20 protein-coding genes are annotated in these 18,395 nt (G+C 69.9%); 9 read left to right on the top strand and 11 right to left on the bottom strand.

All coding sequences use genetic code 11. The annotated features are described in order from the left end of the window. Positions 1 to 14: 14 nt before the first annotated feature. From BJ964_RS46135 to BJ964_RS46120, 4 genes are read right to left on the bottom strand one after another with little or no spacing between them, the layout of a single operon-like run. Positions 15 to 1,199, bottom strand: a complete 1,185-nt coding sequence (locus BJ964_RS46135; RefSeq protein ID WP_188126571.1) for a TIGR02679 family protein — start codon at positions 1,197 to 1,199, stop codon at positions 15 to 17. Then, positions 1,192 to 1,809, bottom strand: a complete 618-nt coding sequence (locus BJ964_RS46130) for an SbcC/MukB-like Walker B domain-containing protein (RefSeq protein ID WP_229807473.1) — start codon at positions 1,807 to 1,809, stop codon at positions 1,192 to 1,194. The genes BJ964_RS46135 and BJ964_RS46130 overlap by 8 nt, the downstream gene beginning before the upstream one ends. Then, on the bottom strand, positions 1,773 to 1,928 hold the full coding sequence (locus BJ964_RS46125; protein ID WP_188126570.1) for a hypothetical protein: 156 nt from the start codon (positions 1,926 to 1,928) through the stop codon (positions 1,773 to 1,775). The genes BJ964_RS46130 and BJ964_RS46125 overlap by 37 nt, the downstream gene beginning before the upstream one ends. 50 nt (positions 1,929 to 1,978) lie before the next feature. Next, positions 1,979 to 2,689: a helix-turn-helix transcriptional regulator gene (locus BJ964_RS46120; protein WP_188126569.1), complete on the bottom strand. Its 711-nt coding sequence runs from the start codon at positions 2,687 to 2,689 to the stop codon at positions 1,979 to 1,981. Positions 2,690 to 2,745: 56 nt separating this feature from the next. Between BJ964_RS46120 and BJ964_RS46115 the strand changes: the two genes are divergently transcribed. The 4 genes from BJ964_RS46115 to BJ964_RS46100 all read left to right on the top strand — a co-directional run bounded on the left by BJ964_RS46115 (position 2,746) and on the right by BJ964_RS46100 (position 6,011). Further along, a complete protein-coding gene (locus BJ964_RS46115) occupies positions 2,746 to 3,534 on the top strand; it encodes a DUF2249 domain-containing protein (RefSeq protein WP_188126568.1) in 789 nt (262 codons plus the stop codon). 94 nt (positions 3,535 to 3,628) lie between these two features. Continuing rightward, entirely contained in the window at positions 3,629 to 4,444 is an 816-nt protein-coding gene (locus BJ964_RS46110; protein WP_188126567.1) for a basic amino acid ABC transporter substrate-binding protein, read from the top strand. After that, positions 4,441 to 5,235 carry an amino acid ABC transporter permease gene (locus tag BJ964_RS46105; protein ID WP_188126566.1) on the top strand — a complete coding sequence of 265 codons (795 nt, stop codon included), beginning with the start codon at positions 4,441 to 4,443 and terminating at the stop codon, positions 5,233 to 5,235. Before BJ964_RS46110 ends, BJ964_RS46105 begins: the two co-directional genes overlap by 4 nt. After that, complete coding sequence (locus tag BJ964_RS46100; RefSeq protein WP_188126565.1) at positions 5,235 to 6,011, top strand: amino acid ABC transporter ATP-binding protein; 777 nt, start codon at positions 5,235 to 5,237, stop codon at positions 6,009 to 6,011. The genes BJ964_RS46105 and BJ964_RS46100 overlap by 1 nt, the downstream gene beginning before the upstream one ends. A 60-nt stretch (positions 6,012 to 6,071) precedes the next feature. Here BJ964_RS46100 and BJ964_RS46095 read toward each other — a convergent pair whose 3' ends face one another. Beyond that, entirely contained in the window at positions 6,072 to 7,685 is a 1,614-nt protein-coding gene (locus tag BJ964_RS46095; protein WP_239163857.1) for a methyl-accepting chemotaxis protein, read from the bottom strand. Positions 7,686 to 8,162: 477 nt separating this feature from the next. Here BJ964_RS46095 and BJ964_RS46090 point away from each other — a divergent pair, with 477 nt between their 5' ends. After that, entirely contained in the window at positions 8,163 to 9,119 is a 957-nt protein-coding gene (locus BJ964_RS46090; protein ID WP_188126563.1) for a TauD/TfdA dioxygenase family protein, read from the top strand. Positions 9,120 to 9,161: 42 nt separating this feature from the next. Here the strand turns inward: BJ964_RS46090 and BJ964_RS46085 are convergent, their stop codons facing one another. Next, positions 9,162 to 10,958, bottom strand: coding sequence for a glycoside hydrolase family 5 protein (locus BJ964_RS46085; protein WP_188126562.1), 1,797 nt, complete (start codon positions 10,956 to 10,958; stop codon positions 9,162 to 9,164). 169 nt (positions 10,959 to 11,127) lie between these two features. Here BJ964_RS46085 and BJ964_RS46080 point away from each other — a divergent pair, with 169 nt between their 5' ends. Beyond that, on the top strand, positions 11,128 to 12,270 hold the full coding sequence (locus BJ964_RS46080) for a PQQ-binding-like beta-propeller repeat protein (protein ID WP_188126561.1): 1,143 nt from the start codon (positions 11,128 to 11,130) through the stop codon (positions 12,268 to 12,270). A 49-nt stretch (positions 12,271 to 12,319) separates the two neighbouring features. Here the strand turns inward: BJ964_RS46080 and BJ964_RS46075 are convergent, their stop codons facing one another. Continuing rightward, complete coding sequence (locus tag BJ964_RS46075) at positions 12,320 to 12,943, bottom strand: hypothetical protein (RefSeq protein ID WP_188126560.1); 624 nt, start codon at positions 12,941 to 12,943, stop codon at positions 12,320 to 12,322. Positions 12,944 to 13,077: 134 nt separating this feature from the next. On the opposite strand from BJ964_RS46075, the gene BJ964_RS46070 reads away from it, so the two are divergent. From BJ964_RS46070 to BJ964_RS46060, 3 genes are all read left to right on the top strand, one after another. Next, positions 13,078 to 13,833, top strand: a complete 756-nt coding sequence (locus BJ964_RS46070) for a DsbA family protein (RefSeq protein ID WP_188126559.1) — start codon at positions 13,078 to 13,080, stop codon at positions 13,831 to 13,833. Further along, entirely contained in the window at positions 13,830 to 14,450 is a 621-nt protein-coding gene (locus tag BJ964_RS46065; RefSeq protein WP_203832548.1) for a vitamin K epoxide reductase family protein, read from the top strand. The genes BJ964_RS46070 and BJ964_RS46065 overlap by 4 nt, the downstream gene beginning before the upstream one ends. A 145-nt stretch (positions 14,451 to 14,595) precedes the next feature. Continuing rightward, complete coding sequence (locus tag BJ964_RS46060; RefSeq protein WP_188126558.1) at positions 14,596 to 15,723, top strand: cytochrome P450 family protein; 1,128 nt, start codon at positions 14,596 to 14,598, stop codon at positions 15,721 to 15,723. Between the two features lie 4 nt (positions 15,724 to 15,727). On the opposite strand, the gene BJ964_RS46055 is transcribed toward BJ964_RS46060, so the two are convergent. The 4 genes from BJ964_RS46055 to BJ964_RS46040 form a co-directional block, all read right to left on the bottom strand. After that, positions 15,728 to 16,120, bottom strand: a complete 393-nt coding sequence (locus tag BJ964_RS46055; protein WP_188126557.1) for a nucleoside triphosphate pyrophosphohydrolase family protein — start codon at positions 16,118 to 16,120, stop codon at positions 15,728 to 15,730. 55 nt (positions 16,121 to 16,175) lie between these two features. Further along, a complete protein-coding gene (locus BJ964_RS46050) occupies positions 16,176 to 17,438 on the bottom strand; it encodes an ATP-binding protein (RefSeq protein ID WP_188126556.1) in 1,263 nt (420 codons plus the stop codon). 153 nt (positions 17,439 to 17,591) lie between these two features. After that, positions 17,592 to 18,011: an iron chaperone gene (locus BJ964_RS46045; RefSeq protein WP_188126555.1), complete on the bottom strand. Its 420-nt coding sequence runs from the start codon at positions 18,009 to 18,011 to the stop codon at positions 17,592 to 17,594. 1 nt (position 18,012) lies between these two features. Then, positions 18,013 to 18,354, bottom strand: a complete 342-nt coding sequence (locus BJ964_RS46040; RefSeq protein WP_229807452.1) for a carboxymuconolactone decarboxylase family protein — start codon at positions 18,352 to 18,354, stop codon at positions 18,013 to 18,015. Positions 18,355 to 18,395 lie beyond the last annotated feature (41 nt).

Below are 18,395 nucleotides of genomic sequence, written 5' to 3'. Positions count from 1 at the left end.
GCGGAATCGCGTGACTACGGTCCGGGCGAGTCGCGAAGGTCGGACAGAAGGATGTCGAGGAGCCGCTCCTCCATCACCGCGCGTCCCGTGCCGGCCATGAGCCGGGACAGCGCGGGATCCCATGCGGTTGGGGCCGGGGTGCCGGTCAGCGGGATTCCGGGGCCGTCGGCTGCCGCGTAGTCGGTGCTCGACATGCGCCACGGGAATACGCTGGGGTAGCGGGTCAGGGCGGCGGCGGTCAGGCGCACCCCGGTCCAGTCGAAGTCGTTGCGCCAGTGGATCACCGTGCCGGGACGACGGTGGGACAGCAGGGTGTGGACCGCCGTGGACGGGACGCCTTCGGTGCAGATCAGCGGGGCGGTGGCCGTGCCGGCGGCGGCGCGCAGCACGGCCGGGTTCTCGCACACGAAGATCTCCGGGACATCGAGTACGAGCGGGGCCAGCCGCAACTGGTGCAGGGTGACCCGGAGCGGGACGTGCGCGGCGGCGGCCGACGACAGCCAGTCGCCGAGCAGGCCGCCGGACGCCGGGAGGTTCAGCACCAGCACCTGGCTGGCCAGGTCGTCCGGGACCACCCCGGCCAGCTCCCACACCGCCCGCTCCTGCTCGGCGCCGGTCGGAGCCGGGACCTCGTGCCATGCCGCGAGCGCCCGCTGGATCAGGCCGCGTAGCGGGCCGTCGGCCAGGGCCTTGGTGTCGCCGAGGACCCGTTCGGCGAAGACCGGCATCGGCTCCGTAGCGGCCGGGAGAGCATCCAGCACCGCCAGCACCTGCGGAAACGGCAAGCCACTGCGGGTGATCCGGGTGAGTGTCCCGTCACGGCGGAGCGTATCGAGCCAGCGGTCGAACCACGGTTGCCCGGCGTGCCGGCTCGACGTCGCTTGGGCCAGGACGGTGCCGCGGGCGACCGAGAGGGCGGCACGCTCGCCGGGACGGTCACGGAACGGGCCCACCGCCGACGCCAGATCGAGGCCGTGGGCGTCGCGCAGGTAGGCGTCCAGCTCGGCGAGCCGCACCGACACCCGGGCGACGCCGGCGGGCCGGTGCACCCCGGTCACCCCGATGACGACGTGCCGTTCCGCCTCGTCCGGCGCCGACAGCGACACCGACCCGGCGAGACTCCCACCGGTACGTTCCAGGCTGCGCCGCGCGGCCGCCAGCAGCCGGCCCCAGCCCGGACCGGCGGGCACGTCAGGCATCGGCGGGGGCCTTGCGGGTTTCGGGGGAGCCGAGGGCACGGGCGAGGGTGCCGTCGAAGTCGGCCACGTTCATCGTGCCGTCCCAGACCAGCAGGACCGTCGACACCGCGTGGTCCACCGTGGAGTGGGACAGGTCGTAGTGGGCGCAACCGGTGACCGCCGGATGGGTGGCCCACAGGTCGTAGCCGGTCATGAACAGGTCCAGGTCGAACTGCTTGGCCAGCGACATCAACTCGCCGCGGCCGTTGTCGTCGACCCCGGCGAACGCCTCGTCCAGGCCCAACAGCCGGGGCGCGTCCGGGCGGGCCGAACCGAACAGCGCGTTCGCCGCCGCGAACAACGGCAGATGCAGCGACACCGACTGCTCGCCGCCGGACAGCTGGCTGTGCCGGGCCCGGGTCAACGGCTCGGCGCTGGATCCCGGCCGGTGCAGGGTGAAGGCGAACACCCGCCACTGCCGGTAGTCCAGGACCTCGGCCAGCAACTCCCGGTACGGCTTCTCCGGCGCCTGCGCCCGGGCCGTCTTGATCCGGGACGCGAAATGCCGCCGCAGCGTGGTGAGCTGGGCGGGGCCTAGCCGGGCCGGGTCGCGTTCCAGCAGCTTGCACACCTCGCGCTGCTCGGATCCAGGTCGTCGGAGACGGTGAGGGTGTCGGCGGCGGTGGCCCGCTTGCGCTTGGTGTTGCCCCGGTAAACGGCCTTGTACGTGCCGGTCGTCGTGGCCGTCACGCTTTTGCGGAAGTCGCCGTGCGCGTTCGCCGTGGTCGACGTCAGGGCCCCTACCCGTCTAGGTGATCTTCAACGCGCGCCATTGCATCAGGCCGGGGCAAGCGGACGACACATGCGGCGGGGGCGCCGAACGGCTCCAGGGTGGCGCCGTCGGTGGGGGCGCCGTGCTTTTCGAGGATGCCGCGGATCACTCCGGCGTGCAGGGCGCACATCGCGTCCGGGTTCTTGCCGACCAGGTCCAGGAACGGGCACGTGTGCAGATGCACCGGGATCTGGCCGGTCTCGGTGGGCGGCTGGACCGACGGGGCGAAGCCCAGCCCGTCGAGAACCGTGGTGACGGCCTCGACCGGATCGCCGGTTCCGGGAGCGGCCGCGGCCAACTGCCTACCCCAGTCGCGGCCCACCCGGCCGGCGGTCGCGCGCACGTCCGCGCCCTCGCCGGTGACATGGTCCAGCAGGGCGGCGGCCAGCGCCCGGTACGGAGCGGGCACCGGATCGGCCGCGGTGGCACGGTACCGCCACGCCGGACGGCCGGGCAGACCGCCGCTGGCCCGCGCCTTGACCAGCAGACCGGCGTCGACCAGCCGCTCCAGGTGGGCGCGGGTCGTCGACAGATGCTGACCGGTCCGCTCGGCGATGTCGGCCGCGGTCAGCCCGCCGGCCGCCGCACGGATCAATCCCAGGATCGTCACCCGGCTGTCCGACCCCAGGGCCCGGTGCCGGGGAGTTTCCGTAGTCCCGCCGTTCGGCCCTACTCGCATGGTTTCCACGGTCAATAACGTTATAACGTAGAACAGCGTTGAAACCAGGAGGGCTCATGTCCCACAACACCGATGCCGACGCCCGCGCCGCCCAGGCCGTGGTGACCCACCACCGGCAACTGGCCGCCGCGCTGACCGGGCACGTCACCGACCTCGTTACGGCCGCGGAGATGGGCGGCCTGCGGCAGGTCTGGCACCACCGCGACGCCCTCCTCGGCTGGCTGCACACCGAACTGCTGCCCCACGCGTACGCCGAGGAGAACGCCATGTATCCGGCGGCCGCCGCCCGGCCCGAAGGCAGGCTGCTGGTCGACGGCATGCTCGACGAGCACCGGACCATCGCGGCCCTGGTCGCCGAACTGGAGGAGACCAGCGCGCCGGTCGCCGCGGCGGCCGCGGCCCGCGCCCTGCAGGCCGTCTTCACGACGCATCTGGCCAAGGAGAACGACCTGGTCGTACCCCTGCTGGTGGCCGCCGCCGACGTCAGCCTGGCCGACCTGCTCGACGGCATGCACGACCTGATCGGCGGCGGCGGGCAGGAGGGCTGCGGCGGTCACTGCGGCTGCGGCGGCGACGCGCCCAGCGAGGGACCGGCCGCGGTGCTGAGCATCGACCCGCGCCTGGACGTCCGCGACCTGCCGCACGGGCAGCGGCACGCCCGGGTGCTGGCAGCGATCGACGCGCTCCCCGCCGACGGGGCGCTGGTACTGGTGGCGCCGCACGCCCCGATGCCGCTGCTCGCCGAGATCGACGCCCGCTACCACGGCCAGGTGGCCACCGAATGGCTCCAGGACGGTCCGGACGTGTGGCAGATCCGCCTCCAGCGGGTGACCGTCCCGGTCTGACACCCGAGGGGCCGGCGCGGACTCCGCGCCGGCCCGGCGAGCGTCGGCGGATCAGGAACCTCCCAGATCGGCCACATTGGATTAATCTGATCCAGTGAACAGGCAGGGATACTTCCAGAAAATCGTCGTTGTGGCGGCCGCCGCGGTGCTGGTCGCGGGGTGTGCCAAGGAGGACACCGGCGGGACCAGCGAGAGCGGCGTCCCACTGATCAAGACGGGTGCGCTGACCACCTGCACCCACCTTCCCTACGCGCCGTTCCAGTCCAAGGACTCCAGCGGCAAGGTCGTCGGCTTCGACGTGGCGCTCATCGACCTGGTCGCCACGAAACTCGGCGTCACCCAGGAGATCGTCGACACGCCGTTCGAGGGCATCAAGTCCGGCTCGGACCTCAACTCCGGCAAGTGCGACGTGGCCGCGGCCGGGATGACCATCACTGACGAGCGCAAGAAGGTGCTCGACTTCTCCGATCCCTACTTCGACGCCACCCAAGCGCTCGCCGTGCTCACCGGCAGCCCGGTCAAGACCCTGGAGGAACTGGTCGGCAAGCGGCTCGGCGTGCAGGGCGGCACCACCGGCGAGGACTACATCAAGAAGCAGGTGGCGGAGAAGAAGCTCGACATCGAGGTCGTCTCCTACAAGGACCTCGCCGCCCTCCAGCAGGCGCTCGCCACCAACCAGGTCGTGGCGGCGGTCAACGACCTGCCGGTCTGGAACGAGTACATCAAGGCCAACCCCGGCAAGGTCACCGTCGCCGCCGGGTTCGACACCGGAGAGCAGTACGGCTTCGCCGTCAAGAAGGGCAACACCGCGCTGCTCAAGACCGTCAACGAGGTGCTCGCGGCGGCACGGACCGACGGCACGTACGACAAGATCTACGCCACCTGGATCGGGGACAAGCCCACCACATGAGGTTGAGTCCCCGCCGCCGGCGACGGATCGCACAGGTCGCCGGCTATCTCGTGTTCGCCCTGGTGATCGCCGTCGTGGTGGCCGCCGCCGACTGGGGGCGCCTGTCCGAGGCGTTCTTCCGGCTCGACATCGCCCGCAGCATGTTCCCCGGGGCGATCACCGTGGCGTTGCGCAACACGATCGTCTACACACTGCTGGCGTTCGTGTTCGGGCTGACATTGGGGCTGATCCTGGCGCTGATGCGGTTGTCGTCGATTCCGCCGTACCGGTGGTTCGCGACCGCGTACATCGAATTGTTTCGGGGTTTGCCGGCGCTGTTGGTGCTGTTCATGGTCGGGTACGGCGTGCCGCTCGCGTTCCCGGACCGGGAGATCCCGGGCGGCCTGTACGGGTCGGTGGCGGTCGGTCTCGGGCTGACCGCCGCCGCCTACATGGCCGAGACCATCCGCGCCGGCATCCAGGCCGTCCCGAAAGGGCAGCTGGAGGCGGCCCGCACGCTCGGCATGTCGCACACCCGCGCGATGATCTCGATCGTGCTGCCGCAGGCGTTCCGGATCGTCATCCCGCCGCTGACCAACGAGATCATCCTGCTGACCAAGGACACCTCCCTGGTGTACGTCCTGGGCGTCACGGCGACCACCATCGAGCTGACCAAGTTCGCCGGCGACACGCTGAACACCCGGGTCAACCCGACGCCGCTGGTGGTGGCCGGCCTGCTCTACCTGCTGATCACGCTGCCGATGTCGCAGCTGGTCCGCGGGCTGGAGCGCCGCGCCGGAAGGGAACGCTGATGTCCACCATCGAGATCGAGGGCCTGCACAAGTCGTTCGGCGCCCTGGAGGTGCTGCGCGGCATCGACCTGGCGGTGGAGCCGGGCGAGGTGGTCTGCGTGATCGGGCCGTCCGGGTCGGGCAAGTCGACGCTGCTGCGCTGTGTGAACCTGCTCGAACAGCCGACCGCCGGGACGATCCGGGTGGCCGGGGTGGAGGTGACCGACCCGGACTGTGACATCGACGCGGTCCGGCGCGGCATCGGCATGGTGTTCCAGCAGTTCAACCTGTTCGGGCACCTGACCGTCCGGGAGAACGTGACGATCGCCCAGCGGCGGGTCCTCAGACGCGGCCGGGCCGAGGCCGACCGGATCGCCGCCGAGAACCTGCGGCGGGTGGGCCTGGCCGAGAAGGCCGGCGCCTACCCGGCGCAGCTGTCCGGCGGCCAGCAGCAGCGGGCCGCGATCGCCCGGTCGCTGGCGATGGACCCGCGGCTGATGCTGTTCGACGAGCCGACCAGCGCGCTGGACCCGGAGCTGGTCGGGGAGGTGCTGGCGGTGATGCGCGCGCTGGCCGGCGAGGGCATGACGATGCTGGTGGTGACGCACGAGATGGCGTTCGCCCGGGAGGTCGCCAACCGGGTGGTGTTCATGGACGCGGGTGTGATCGTCGAGCAGGGTCCGCCCGCCGGGGTGTTCGGCCGGCCGCGCGAGGAACGCACCCGCGAGTTCCTGCACCGGGTGCTGGAGCCGACCCGGATCAGCGAGACCGGGATCGGTGTTCGCCCGGTGGACTGAACCACCGGTGAAATGACGAAGGGCCTCACCCCCGGCTGGGGGTGAGGCCCGTGGCTCCGCCTAGTGGCGGAAACCGTTGACGATGGCGGTGAGCTCGCCGGAGAGCCTGGTGAGATCGGCGGCGGCCTGCTGGGTGGAGCTGGCGCCGTCGGCGGTGGCGGTGGCGCCCTGGGCGACGTGGGACATGGTGCCGGCCAGGCCGCCGCTGTTCGTCGCGACGTCGGACACCGACCGGCTCATCTCCGAGGTGGTGGCGGTCTGCTCCTCCACGGCCGAGGCGATCGTGGTGGTGTAGTCGCTGATCTGCTGGATGACCTGGGTGATCTCGCTGATCGCCTCGGTGGCCGTGGTGCTGGAGGACTGGATGGCCGCGATCCGGGTGGTGATCTCCTCGGTGGCCTTGGCGGTCTGCTGTGCCAGGTCCTTGACCTCGCCGGCCACGACCGCGAAGCCCTTGCCGAGCTCGCCCGCCCGGGCGGCCTCGATGGTGGCGTTGAGCGCCAGCAGGTTGGTCTGCTCGGCGATGACGGTGATCAGCTTGACCACGTCACCGATCTCGGCGCTGGCCGTGCCCAGCTCGGCGACCTGCGCGGTGGTGCGCTCGGCGACGCTCATCGCCTGGTTGGCGACCTGGGCGGCCTGCCCGGCGTTGCTGGCGATCTCGGCGATCGACGCGCTCATCTGCTCCGCGCCCGCGGCGATGGTCTGCACGCCGGCATTGACGTCCTCGGTGGCCTGCGACGCCGCACCGACCTGCGCGGCGGCCTCCGCGGCGCCGGAGTGGAGCTGCGAACTGACCGCGGACAGCTGGCTCGACGCGCTGGCCAGCGTGACCGCCGACCCGCCGATCGTGTTGACCGTCTCACGTAGCCGGTTCACCGCGGTGTCCAGCGCCTGGCCCATCCGGCCGGGCTCGTCGAGCGAGGTCAGACCCGCGGTCTGCGTGAGATCGCCCGCGGCCAGGCTGTCACAGACGGCATGGACCCTGCGCAGCGACCGGACGATCTGCCGGGCGACGAACACACCCAGGCCGAGAGCGGCGGTCAGCCCCACCACGAGCAGGACGATCGAGATGGCGAGATTCGAGTCGTAGGACTCCTGGGCCGCGTCGGCGTTCTTCTTGGCGTCGGCTTCCTCGACGACCTGCATGTCCACGAGGATCTTCGCCGCGCTCTGGGCCAACGGCATGCTCGCGGCCTCGTGGATCTTCCCCCAGGTGGCCATGTCGTTGCGATCGCTCGCCGGGAAGAGTTTCTCCTCGGCGACCTGCACGTACGCCTGGTAACCCTTCTCCAGCCTGTCGATGGTCGCGACATCGTTGGCCGGGGTGCTGGCCCGATATTCGGCGAAGGCCGTTGCCGCCGCCTTCTGGTCGGCGGCGAGCGCCTCGCGGTATTGAGCCTTGCCCGCCTCGGTCCGTACGGCCGCGTGGCCGTTCAGATCGCCTCGGGTCTTGAAGAACGCCGCCTTCATGTCCCCCAGTGCGGTCACGCTGGCGACGTTGCTGTTGTAGAGCTTGTCGGCGTATCCGTTGGTCTCGCCCAGCCCCTGCCAGCCCATGACGCTGACGGTCAGCGCGACCAGGGACGACACCGCCACCGCGCTGACGATCTTGACGTTGACGCTGAGATCGTTGAACGAGCGCCGTCGCGTTGTCGAAGCGGACGGTTTCACAGCACTACCGGGCGCGTTCAAGGCGGCCTCCTCATATCCCCGTCAAGATTCCTCAGGCGTGAGCGATCGGGGCGGGCATACCGCCACGACCGTTCGTCTAGGTGATCGGTACGGGAGTCCGCGCACTTAAGGGCGCCACCGAGTACACCGATGCCGCACCTGGGTTGCACCACGCTGTCGTGACCGGGTGATGCGGGACACGCATCGACTGTGCGACGGGCGTACGATATGTGCTTTTCTCAAATAAGAGATCGGTTAATGGGGCTAAATGAAGAAGGTACAGAGCAACCGGTTGGGTCCGGTTCGGAGGTCGTCAGCGGCCTTCCATGAGGGGTCATGTCGAAGCGAGATCGGCATGACCCCTCGGCATGCCCGGCCTTAACAGTTGACAACACAATCCCTACTTGACACATAGGATTGAGAGGGATTGTATCGAGGGTAACGACGCCACACCGTCCCACCAACGGAGGTAGCACCGTGACCGACACCCTCGCCCCCACCAGCCGGATCACCGTCGAGCGCATCGCCGGGCACATCGGCGCCGAGATCTCCGGCGCCGACCTGACGGCTCCGCTTCCCGCCGAGACCGTCGCGGAGATCCGCGCCGCGCTGCTCGCCCACAAGGTGATCTTCTTCCGTGGCGCGAACCTCGACCACGCCCAGCAGATCGCCTTCGCCCGCCAGTTCGGTCAGCTCACCCACGCCCACCCGCACGAGGACACCCCGCCGCAGGACTTCCCGGAGATCCTCACCATCGACCCGCAGCGCTACGAGGAGCTGTACGGCCTCGACCGCAAACAGCAGAGCCGCCGCCAGTACAGCTACTACTCGGGCTGGCACACCGACGTGACCGCCGCGGTGAACCCGCCGTCCGCGTCGATCCTGCGCGCCGAGGTGGTGCCCTCCTTCGGTGGCGACACCACCTGGAGCAACCTGGTCGCCGCCTACGAGGGCCTCTCCGGGCCCCTGCGCGAACTGGCCGACGGGCTGCGCGCCGAACACCGGTTCCTGTCCGGCATCGACGCCTCCGACAACGAGCGCTACCAGGACCGGATCAACAAGAACCTGCTGGTGGCGGTGCACCCGGTGGTCCGGGTGCACCCGGAGACCGGGGAGCGGGCGCTCTTCGTCAACCCGGGCTTCACCAAGAAGATCGTCGGGCTGTCCGCCGCCGAGAGCCGCCAGATCCTGGACCTGCTGTTCGGGCAGATCGCCCGCGCCGCTTACACGGTCCGGTTCCGGTGGAACGCCGGTGACATCGCCTTCTGGGACAACCGGGCCACCGCCCACCTCGCCCCGGAAGACCTCGAACACCTCGACGTACGCCGTACGCTGCACCGGGTCACCCTGATCGGGGACCGGCCGGTCGGCCCGGACGGCTTCACCTCGGAGTTGGTCTCCGGCACCGAGTTCACCGCCCAGCGGGAGAGCTGAGGATGTTGCCCGGCCGCCTCGTCAAGGCGGCCGGGCAGCAGGTCAGCGCGCGCCGACGCCGGTCAGGATCCGCGACCGGATGTAGCGGCCGGAGTCGGTCAGCACCCCGTTGCCCTCGTAGTTCGTGCCCGCGCAGGTGCCCTGACGGAACGCGGAGTTGGTCTCCCGGCCGTCCGACAGGCTCCACATGCCGTACCCGATCTTGTTGGCCTTCAGCAGGTCCAGCCAGGCGTCGGTGCTGTTGAAGTCGTTGCCGCCGTCACCGGTGAAGGTCTGGGTGCCGAACTCGCTGACGAACAGCGGCAGCTTCGTGGCCGCCCGGGCCACCACGGCCCGCCGGTCCGCGCCGTGCGATGCCGCGTAGAAGTGGAACGTGTACATGATGTTCGCGAACTCGACCGGGTCGTTGACGATCTCGGTCTCGTCGCTGCCGTCGGTCAGGCCCAGCGAGGAGAAGCCGCGGGTGCCGACCAGCACGACACTGTCCGGGGAGTTCTTCCGGATCACCGGGATGACCTGGTTCGCGTAGTTGAGGATGCCGTCCCAGCTGACGCCGTTGGGCTCGTTGGCGATCTCGTAGATCACGTTGTCCTTGTTCGCGTGCGCGGCCGACACGTCGGCGAAGAACTTCTTGGCCAGGGCGGTGTTCGCGTTCGGGTCGCCCGGGGTGAGCACGTGGAAGTCGACGATCACGTAGAGGCCGAGTGCGCTGGCCGTCTCCACCAGCCCGTTGACCTTGGCGGTGAACCCGGCCGGGTCGGTCTCCAGGCCGCCCTCCTGGGCGTACATCGACAGCCGGATGAAGTCGGCGTTCCAGTCGTTGCGCAGCGCGTCCAGCGAGTCCCGGTTGACACAGTTCGGGAAGAACTGGATGCCGTGGCTGCTCATGCCGCGCAGCTGGATCTGCTTGCCGGCCGCGTTGCACAGGTGCACCCCACACACCTTGAGCTGCCCGTTCAACGCCACCGGCGTGCCGGTCGGAGCATCCTCGGGCTCCTCGGCGGGCGGTGCGGTGGTCGGCGCCGCCGTCGTCGGCGCGACCGTCGTGGGCGCCACGGTCGGTTGCGCCGCGCCGCCGCCGGCCTCGTTCAGCGTGCAGACGGACAGGCCCTCGGCGTTGAGGTTCGGGCGGGCCGCGTTGCGGGCGATGGCGGTCTCGATGCGGTTGATGGTGGCGAACCGCTTGCTCTTCAGCGGGCCGAGGATGGCGTTCTGGATGAAGTTGGCGCCGCCCTGGCCGGCGGTGTCGGCGATCCGCTTGTCCGCCTCGGCGATCTGCTTGTCCAGCAGCGCGAGGTTGCGGTCCACGTCCGCCTTCTGCTGCGCCGGGACGGCCACCGTGATCGGCACGTCGGGGCAGTTCACCGTGGGGGTCGCGGCGGCCGCGCCACCGGCCGGCGCCGACGGCAGCGCGGTGTCCTGCTGCGGCGAGCCGCCGCCGTCGGAGTTGAGGGTGCAGGCGGACAGGCCCTCGGCGTTGAGGTTCGGGCGGGCCGCGTTGCGGGCGATGGCGGTCTCGATGCGGTTGATGGTGGCGAACCGCTTGTCCTTCAGCGGGCCGAGGATGGCGTTCTGGATGAAGTTGGCGCCGCCCTGGCCGGCGGTGTCGGCGATCCGCTTGTTCGCCTCGGCGATCTGCGTGTTCAGCAGCTCCAGGTTGCGCTGTACCTCGGCCTGCTGCTGGGCGGGCACCGTTCCGACGGCGACCTGCGGGCAGCTCACGGTGGGTGTGGACTCGCCTGCGGAGGCGACGCCCAGTCCGACGCCGACCGTGAGGACGGCGACCCCGGCGACCGCGCCGATCTGCCAGCGGCGGATTTTGCCTCGGGCTCTGTACATTGGGGGGACCTTCGCCTTCGGAGTCGAGATCACATCGCTACAGCGATGGATACGGGAGCGCTCCCATGAAGGTTCAGTCCGACTATTTGATCAATGCGACCGACCTGTCCGGCAAAAAGGACATATTGTCGCGTTCATGTCTCTAGCTGGTGTTTCACGGCGAATAGCCGTGCTCGCGATGTTGTTCGTCCTGCCCGCCGCACCCGCCTCAGCGGACGGCGCCCCACCGCTGTCCACCACCCCCGAGCGCACCGTCGGCTTCGACGGCCTGGTGTACACCAGCGTGCACGTCGGCGACACGGTCTACCTCGGCGGCAACTTCACCCACGCGTTCGCCGACGGCCAGACCGTGAAACGCAAACGGCTCGCCGCGGTCGACGCCCGCACCGGCAAACTGCTGCCCTGGGCGCCGGCCCTGGACGGGACCGTCCTGGCCGTGACCGCCAACGGCAAGAACCTGTACGTGACCGGCGAGTTCACGAAGGTCAACGAACAGCCGCGGGCCCGGCTCGCCGCCGTCGACCTGTCCACCGGCGCGGTCGGATCGCTGAAGCCCGCGCTCAACGGCTTCGGCCACGCCGTCGAGGTGTCCGGCGGGCGCCTCTACGTGGGCGGCCGGTTCACCGCCGTGAACGGCCGCGCCGCCCGCAGCCTGGCCGCCATCCGCCTCGCCGACGGCACCGTGGACACCGGCTTCACGGCCGGCACCGACGGCAAGGTGCTGGCCCTCGCCGCCGCCGGCAACCGGCTCTACGTCGGCGGCGCCTTCAAGAAGCTCGCCGGCGCGGACGGCACGGCCCGGCTCGGCGCGCTGAAACTGGCCGACGGGAAGGTGGACACCACCTTCAAACCGGGCACGCCGTACCCCACCTTCGGCCTCACCGCCACCAAGGACCGGGTGTTCGCCGCCCTCGCCGGCGCCGGCGGCCGGGTCGCGGCCTACCGCCCCGACGGCGGGCTCGCCTGGACCAGCGTCACCGACGGCGACGTACAGGCGATCACCCAGCTGGACGGGACCATCTACGCGGGCGGCCACTTCACCACCGCCTGCACGCAGCCGTCCCAGATCGCCACCTCGTGGTGCAAGAAGGCCATGCAGCGCAAACAGTCGAAGATGGCCGCCTGGGACGCCGCGACCGGCAAGCTGCTCGGCTGGGATCCGCGCAGCAACGGCAAATGGGGCGTGCTCACCATGAAAGCCGACATGAGGCAGGGCCTCACCGTGGGCGGCGACTTCACCGCCTTCGGAACACAGGACCAGAAGCGTTTCGCCCGGTTCCTGATCTGCCGCTACGGCTGCCCCACACGATGACCACCCGGTCGCCCGGCACGGTGCGCCGGGCCGGGCGACCCTCACCGGCTCAGGACGCGAGCTCCAGCACGTACGAATCGCCTCGGGGTTGGAATCCGAGCCGGTCGTAGTAGGGCGACCGCATGCCGGCCGGGGTGATCACCGTGCGGCACCCGCGGTTGATGAAGTAGCTGCTACGGCGGAAGACGAACTCACCCGGCGTCAGATCCCGGTATCGTTCGGTGACGTAGTCCAACTCCACCTGGGCGACCCCGTCGCCCGCCGCGTGGAAGACCACCACACCGGCCACCTCGTCCGCGTTCAGGATCAGGAAGGCGGCGGCGTCCCGGCGCGTCAGGCCGTCCAGGGTCAGATCCGGGTTGAACCGGACGATGTCGTCGTGATGGGTCCGCAGAATGTGCGCCAGCAGATCGTCGCCGGTGCGGACCTCCACCACCTGGTACGCCTTGTCGTCGTGCCGGGTCGCCAGCATCCGCCACAGATACCAGAGGTTGATCACCGCGAGCACCACGTTCAGACCCACCATGGGCCAGACGCCGATCGCGGCGTTGAACCCCAGCAGCACCAGACAGCCGAGCAGGTTGAGCGCCCGCAGTCGCAGCAGGCGACTCTGCAGGAGAGACCAGACCAGCAGGGCCGATCCGGCCCAGCCGATCACGTCGAGTGGTTCCATCCGGCCAGCGTACGGCGGGGGACCTTGGTCCTGACCAGCGCCGCCGATGGTCCCGACTCGGCCCCGGGTGATAACGCGGCGAACCGATCTGCGCCACCGTGAAGGCGGACAGTTCGTACTAGGGGGCCAACATCATGGGCACTAAGACCGGTAACCGGCACACCGCGGCGCAGAAGGCGGTCGCCTCCGCACGCGCCGGACAGCGCGGGCACCGGACCATCATGATCATCGGCGGGACGATCATCGTCGCGCTGATCGCGGCCATCGCCATCTCGGTGGTCACCGCCATAAACAAGGGTGACAAATCCGGCGCCGACGGGCCGCTGGTCGTGCCGGCGACGGCCACCGCCGACGGCGGCCTCAAGGTCGGCAACGGCCCGGTCGCCGTGGACATCTACCTGGACTACATGTGCCCGTACTGCGGAAAGTTCGAGGCCGCCAACCACGCCGACATCCAGAAGCTGGTCGACGACGGCACCGCCACGGTGAACCTGCACCCGCTGGCCTTCCTCGACAAGTTCTCGCAGGGCACCGAGTACTCGACCCGGGCGGCGAACGCCGTCGCGACCGTCGCCGACAAGGACCCCGAGCACGTGCTGGACCTCAACACGGCACTGTTCGAGAACCAGCCCGAGGAGGGCTCGGAAGGACTCGACGACGCCAAGATCGCCGAAGTGGCCGGCTCGGTCGGGGTGCCGCAGAACGTGACCGGCACCTTCGCGGACCGCACCTTCGTCCCCTGGGTCGCCCAGTCGAACGACGCCGCCTTCGCCAACGGCATCACCGGCACACCCACCGTCAAGATCAATGGCGTGGTGACCGACGTCGACCTGTACACCGCCGGACCGCTGTACGACGCTGTCACCGCCGCCGCGGGCACGACCAAGTGACCACCCTTCTCACCCGGGCCCGCGCGATCCGGCACAGCAACACCTGGATCTACAGCACCATGCTGTTCTCCGCGCTGCTCAGCCTCACCGCGTCGCTGGTGCTCTCGATCGACGCGGTGGAACTGGCCCGCGACCCCACCGCCGACCTCTCCTGCAACATCAACTCGGTGATCAGCTGCGGCACCGTCGGAGCGTCCTGGCAGGCGCAGCTGCTCGGCTTCCCCAACGCGTTCCTCGGGCTCATCGCCGAACCGGTCGTGATCACCATCGCGGTCGCGGCCCTCGGCGGGGTGCGGTTCCCTCGCTGGTTCATGATCGCGGCACAGACCGTCTACACCATCGGGCTGATCTTCGCCTACTGGCTGTTCTACCAGGCCATCGTCAACATCGGCGCGCTCTGCCCCTGGTGCCTGCTGGTCACCGTCTCCACCACGGTCGTGTGGTCGTCGCTGACCCACGTCAACATCCGCGACGACTACCTGCCGATGCCCCGCGCGTGGCGGCATCAGGCGCGCGAGGCGATCGCCAACGACATCGACGTGATGGTGGTCATCGCCTGGCTGCTGGTACTGGCACTCATCATCGTCACCCACTACGGATCCGCCCTCTTCGCCTGACTCCCGCCACCCCGATGACCATTCGGCCCACCCCGGGGTAGCGGAACGGGTGATGGATGTGGTTCGATTTGAAGCGAAAGGCCGGGCATCTTCCCCCGTGGATGCCCGGCCTTCCTTTTGCCCGGGTGAGAGCGAGGCGCAGGACATGATCTCGGCGGAGTTCCACACCGACCCACACACCGTCTACCGCCGGCTCCGCGACCACACCCCGGCCACCCGGGTCGAACTACCGGACGGCTCCCCGGTCTGGCTCGTGACCCGGTACTCCGACGTCCGCGCCCTGCTCGCCGACCCCCGCATGTCGGTCGACAAGGCCAACGGCGACGGCAGCTGGCGCGGATTCTCACTACCGCCCGCCCTCGACGCCAACCTGCTCAACATGGACCCGCCGAACCACACCCGCATCCGCCGGCTGGTGTCCCAGGCGTTCACCCCACGCCGCGTCGACGCACTGCGCCCCGCCATCCAGAAAACCGCCGACGACCTGCTCGACCGCCTCGACGACCAGGCCGACCTGATCCGCGACTACGCCGGCCCGCTGCCGGTGGCGGTCATCTGCGACCTGCTCGGCGTACCCGACGGCGACCGCGACCGCTTCCGCTCCTGGACCGACGTCATGCTGGTCCCGCCACGCGACGACCCGGCCGCCGGAGCCCGGGCCATCGGCGCCATCCACGCCTACCTGTCCGGCCTGATCGCCGCGAAACGCGCCGAACCCGCCGACGACCTGCTGTCCGCCCTGATCGCCGCCCGCGAGGAGAACGACCGGCTCAGCGAGGACGAACTGACGTCACTGGCCTTCCTGCTGCTGGTCGCCGGGTACGAGAACACCGTCCACGCCATCGGCACCGGACTGCTCACCCTGCTCGGCAACCCCGGGCTGCCGGTCGACGTCGAGGAACTGCTGCGATACGAGCCACCCGCCCCCGTCCTGCTGCGCCGCTTCCCGACCGAGGACATCGAGGTCGCCGGGGCCGTGGTGCCGCGCGGGGCGACCGTACTGCTGGTGGTCGGCGCCGCGAACCGTGACCCCGGCGCCTTCCCCGACCCCGACACGGTCGTCCCCGGCCGGGCCGGAGGCCACCTGACCTTCGGCCACGGCATCCACTACTGCGTCGGAGCGCCGCTCGCCCGGCTCGAACTGGAGATCGCCATCGGCACGGTGCTGCGCCGCTTCCCGTCACTGCGGCTCGCCGTCCCGGCCGGCGAACTGCGCTGGCGCCCGTCCTTCCGCACCCGCGGGCTGGTCGCGCTGCCGGTGCTGCTCGGCTGAGCCGTCAGAAGCGGACCCCGCCGTGCCGGTACCCGCCCAGCGTGTCAGCCGTCTTCGCGACCAGCGCGGCACCCAGGTCCACACCCAGATACTCGGACAACTCCAGCAGCCGGATCAGAATGTCGGCCAGCTCCAGGCTGAGCCCGTCATCGGGCCGGCGCGCGGCCGGATCCAGGTCGACCGCCCGGTTCCGGATCTCCTGCAACGCCTCGGCCGCCTCACTCTGCAACAGCGCCAGCCGGGTCGCGGCCAGATAGGCGCGGCCACTGCCGTGCGCGGCCTCGACCTCGCCGGCCCCCGAGAAAAGATCAATCCCTTTGGCGTACGCGTGCGCGCTGCGCTGAGCCGCCGGCAACAACGCCGCCAGCGCCTCGATGTGCCGCAGTGCCTCACTCACCCTGCCACCACCCATCTCGTTGTAGGGCCGGTTGCGCCCGGCGAACCGGCAGGATTCAGCCCTCTGCCGGGGCGGGAACCTGCCAAAGGGCGCTGACCGGTATGGCGCGGAGCCGGTCGCCGAACGGCAGTGTGGACGTGCCGGTGTAGAGGACGATGCCGGCAATGAAGTCGTCCCCCAGGCGGTCGGCGAGGCGGCGCAGCCCGCGGAAATCGTCGGGGCCGACGGTGCTGGCCGCTTTCACCTCGATGCCCACGACGTGACCGGATCTGTTTTCGAGTACCGCGTCGACCTCGTACCTGCCCTGGTCTCGGTAGTGGGACAGGTCCACCAACTGTTCGGACCAGGTGAGTTGGCGGGACAACTCGGACAGGACGAATGATTCGAGCAGCGGGCCGAACGGTGCGCCGGGGCGCAGCAGTGCCCGCGCGTCGGTCGCGAGTTCGTTCGCGGCGATACCGGAGTCGACGAAGACCAGTTTCGAGGCAGCGGTGGCCCTGGTACCGAGGTTGCGGGACCAGCCGGGGATTCGCTTGACGAGGAAGATCTCCTCCAAAGCCTGGAGGTAGCGTGCGATCGTCGGCCGGCTCAGCCCCAGTGCGGATTCGAGTGAGTTGGTGGCGATGATCGTCGCGGACCTCGCCGCGAGCAGGCGTACGAGCTTGCGCATCTCGCCCTTGTGCTGGATGTCGGACAGTTGCCGGACGTCACGATCGATCAGCGCTTGGACGTACGCGTCGAAGAATCGTTGTCGGCGACGGGGATCTTCGCGGGTTGTGGCCTCCGGCAGGCCGCCTCGCACGATCCTGGCCGCGTAGTCGGCCCGGGTGACTCGCGACTCGTGCCGCAGGTCGGGCCCCACCGCGAAGAGGGCATCGATGAATCCGTCCGGTTCACCGTCGAGTTCTCCCTGCGAGAACGGCCAGAGTTCGATCGTCTCCATCCGGCCGGGCAGCGCGTCCGGAGCGGCCGCCATGCCGAACAGCCGGGATGATCCGGTGAGCAGGAACCGGCCGGGCCGTGGATCGTCGTCAACGGCTGCTTTGATGGCCAGGAGAAGCCCCGGATCGCGCTGAATCTCATCGATGACCATCAGGTCGGGAGAGTCGACGAAGCCGATCGGGTCGGCGAGTGCCGCAGCCCGGTCCTGGGTTCGGTCGAGATCGCGGCGCTCGGCCCGTTGGTCGCCCGCAACGATGCGGACGAGGGTGCTCTTGCCGGCTTGACGTGCGCCGCTGACCAGCACCACCCGGGTGTCCGCTAGCGCGGCGTGCACCTGTGCTGCCGCGCGGCGGGAAACGATGCGGGGTACGGGCACACGTCATGATAGCCGTTGAGTTCCATCTGCGCGGGCTTCGAGTTTCGATTCGCAGTGCTCCTGGTATTCGGTTTGCATGGGGTCTGGTGTTCAATCTGCAACGGCCGCGGTGCGGCCGGCGGGAACGCTCCCGTCGGCCGCCGGCGGGGTGGCTCAGGCGGCGGCTCGCTGGACCAGGTCGGTGATGCGGGACTCGGTGGTGGGGGTCAGGGCGGTCACGGCGAAGTAGGTGGCCCACAGGTCGCCGTCGTCGAGGTGGGCCTCGTCGCTGAAACCGAGCATCGCGTAGCGGGACTTGAACTTGGCGGCCGCCTGGAAGAAGCAGACCACCTTGCCGTTGCGGGCGTAGGCGGGCATGCCGTACCAGAGCTTGGGGGTCAGGCCGGGCGCGGCCGCCCGGATCAGGGCGTGCACCCGCTCGGCCAGCACCCGGTCGTCGCCGTCCATCTCGGCGATCTTCGCGAGGACCTCGGGCTCCAGGTCCTTGCCGTTCTTCTTCAGCTCCCGGGCCCGCTCCTTCATGGCGCCGCGCTCGGCCTCGGTGAAACCGTCGTACGTCTTGGCGCTGGTCATGTCAGTTCTCCCTCTGGCGGTGTGTCGATACGTCGATGCGGTGGACGGCCGCGGTGATCGCGATGCTGAGCAGCAGCGCCGCGAGTTCCCGCTGGTCGAAGTGCTTGGCGGCCTGGTCCCAGACCCGGTCGGGCACCGGGCCGGGGCGGGTGACCGCCGCGGTCAGCGCCAGGACGGCGCGTTCCTCGCCGGTCTGCCCGCCGGCAGCCGCGCCGGCCGGGCGGGTCAGTGCCAGCAGCCGTTCGCCGGGGCCGGCGCCGGCGATCGCCCGGTGCAGGGCGGTCAGTGCCTCCCGCGCGCCGGGGACGAGATCCGCCGGATCCGGCATCCGTTCGATCGGCATCACTACCTCCTCCCTCGGCGTCACAAGGTTTCTCGGTGTTC

The organism is Actinoplanes lobatus, from assembly GCF_014205215.1.
In the GTDB taxonomy this organism is placed as follows: Bacteria; Actinomycetota; Actinomycetes; order Mycobacteriales; family Micromonosporaceae; genus Actinoplanes; species Actinoplanes lobatus.
Note: the sequence above shows the minus strand (reverse complement) of the source record. Positions and strands in the feature narration are given on the sequence as shown.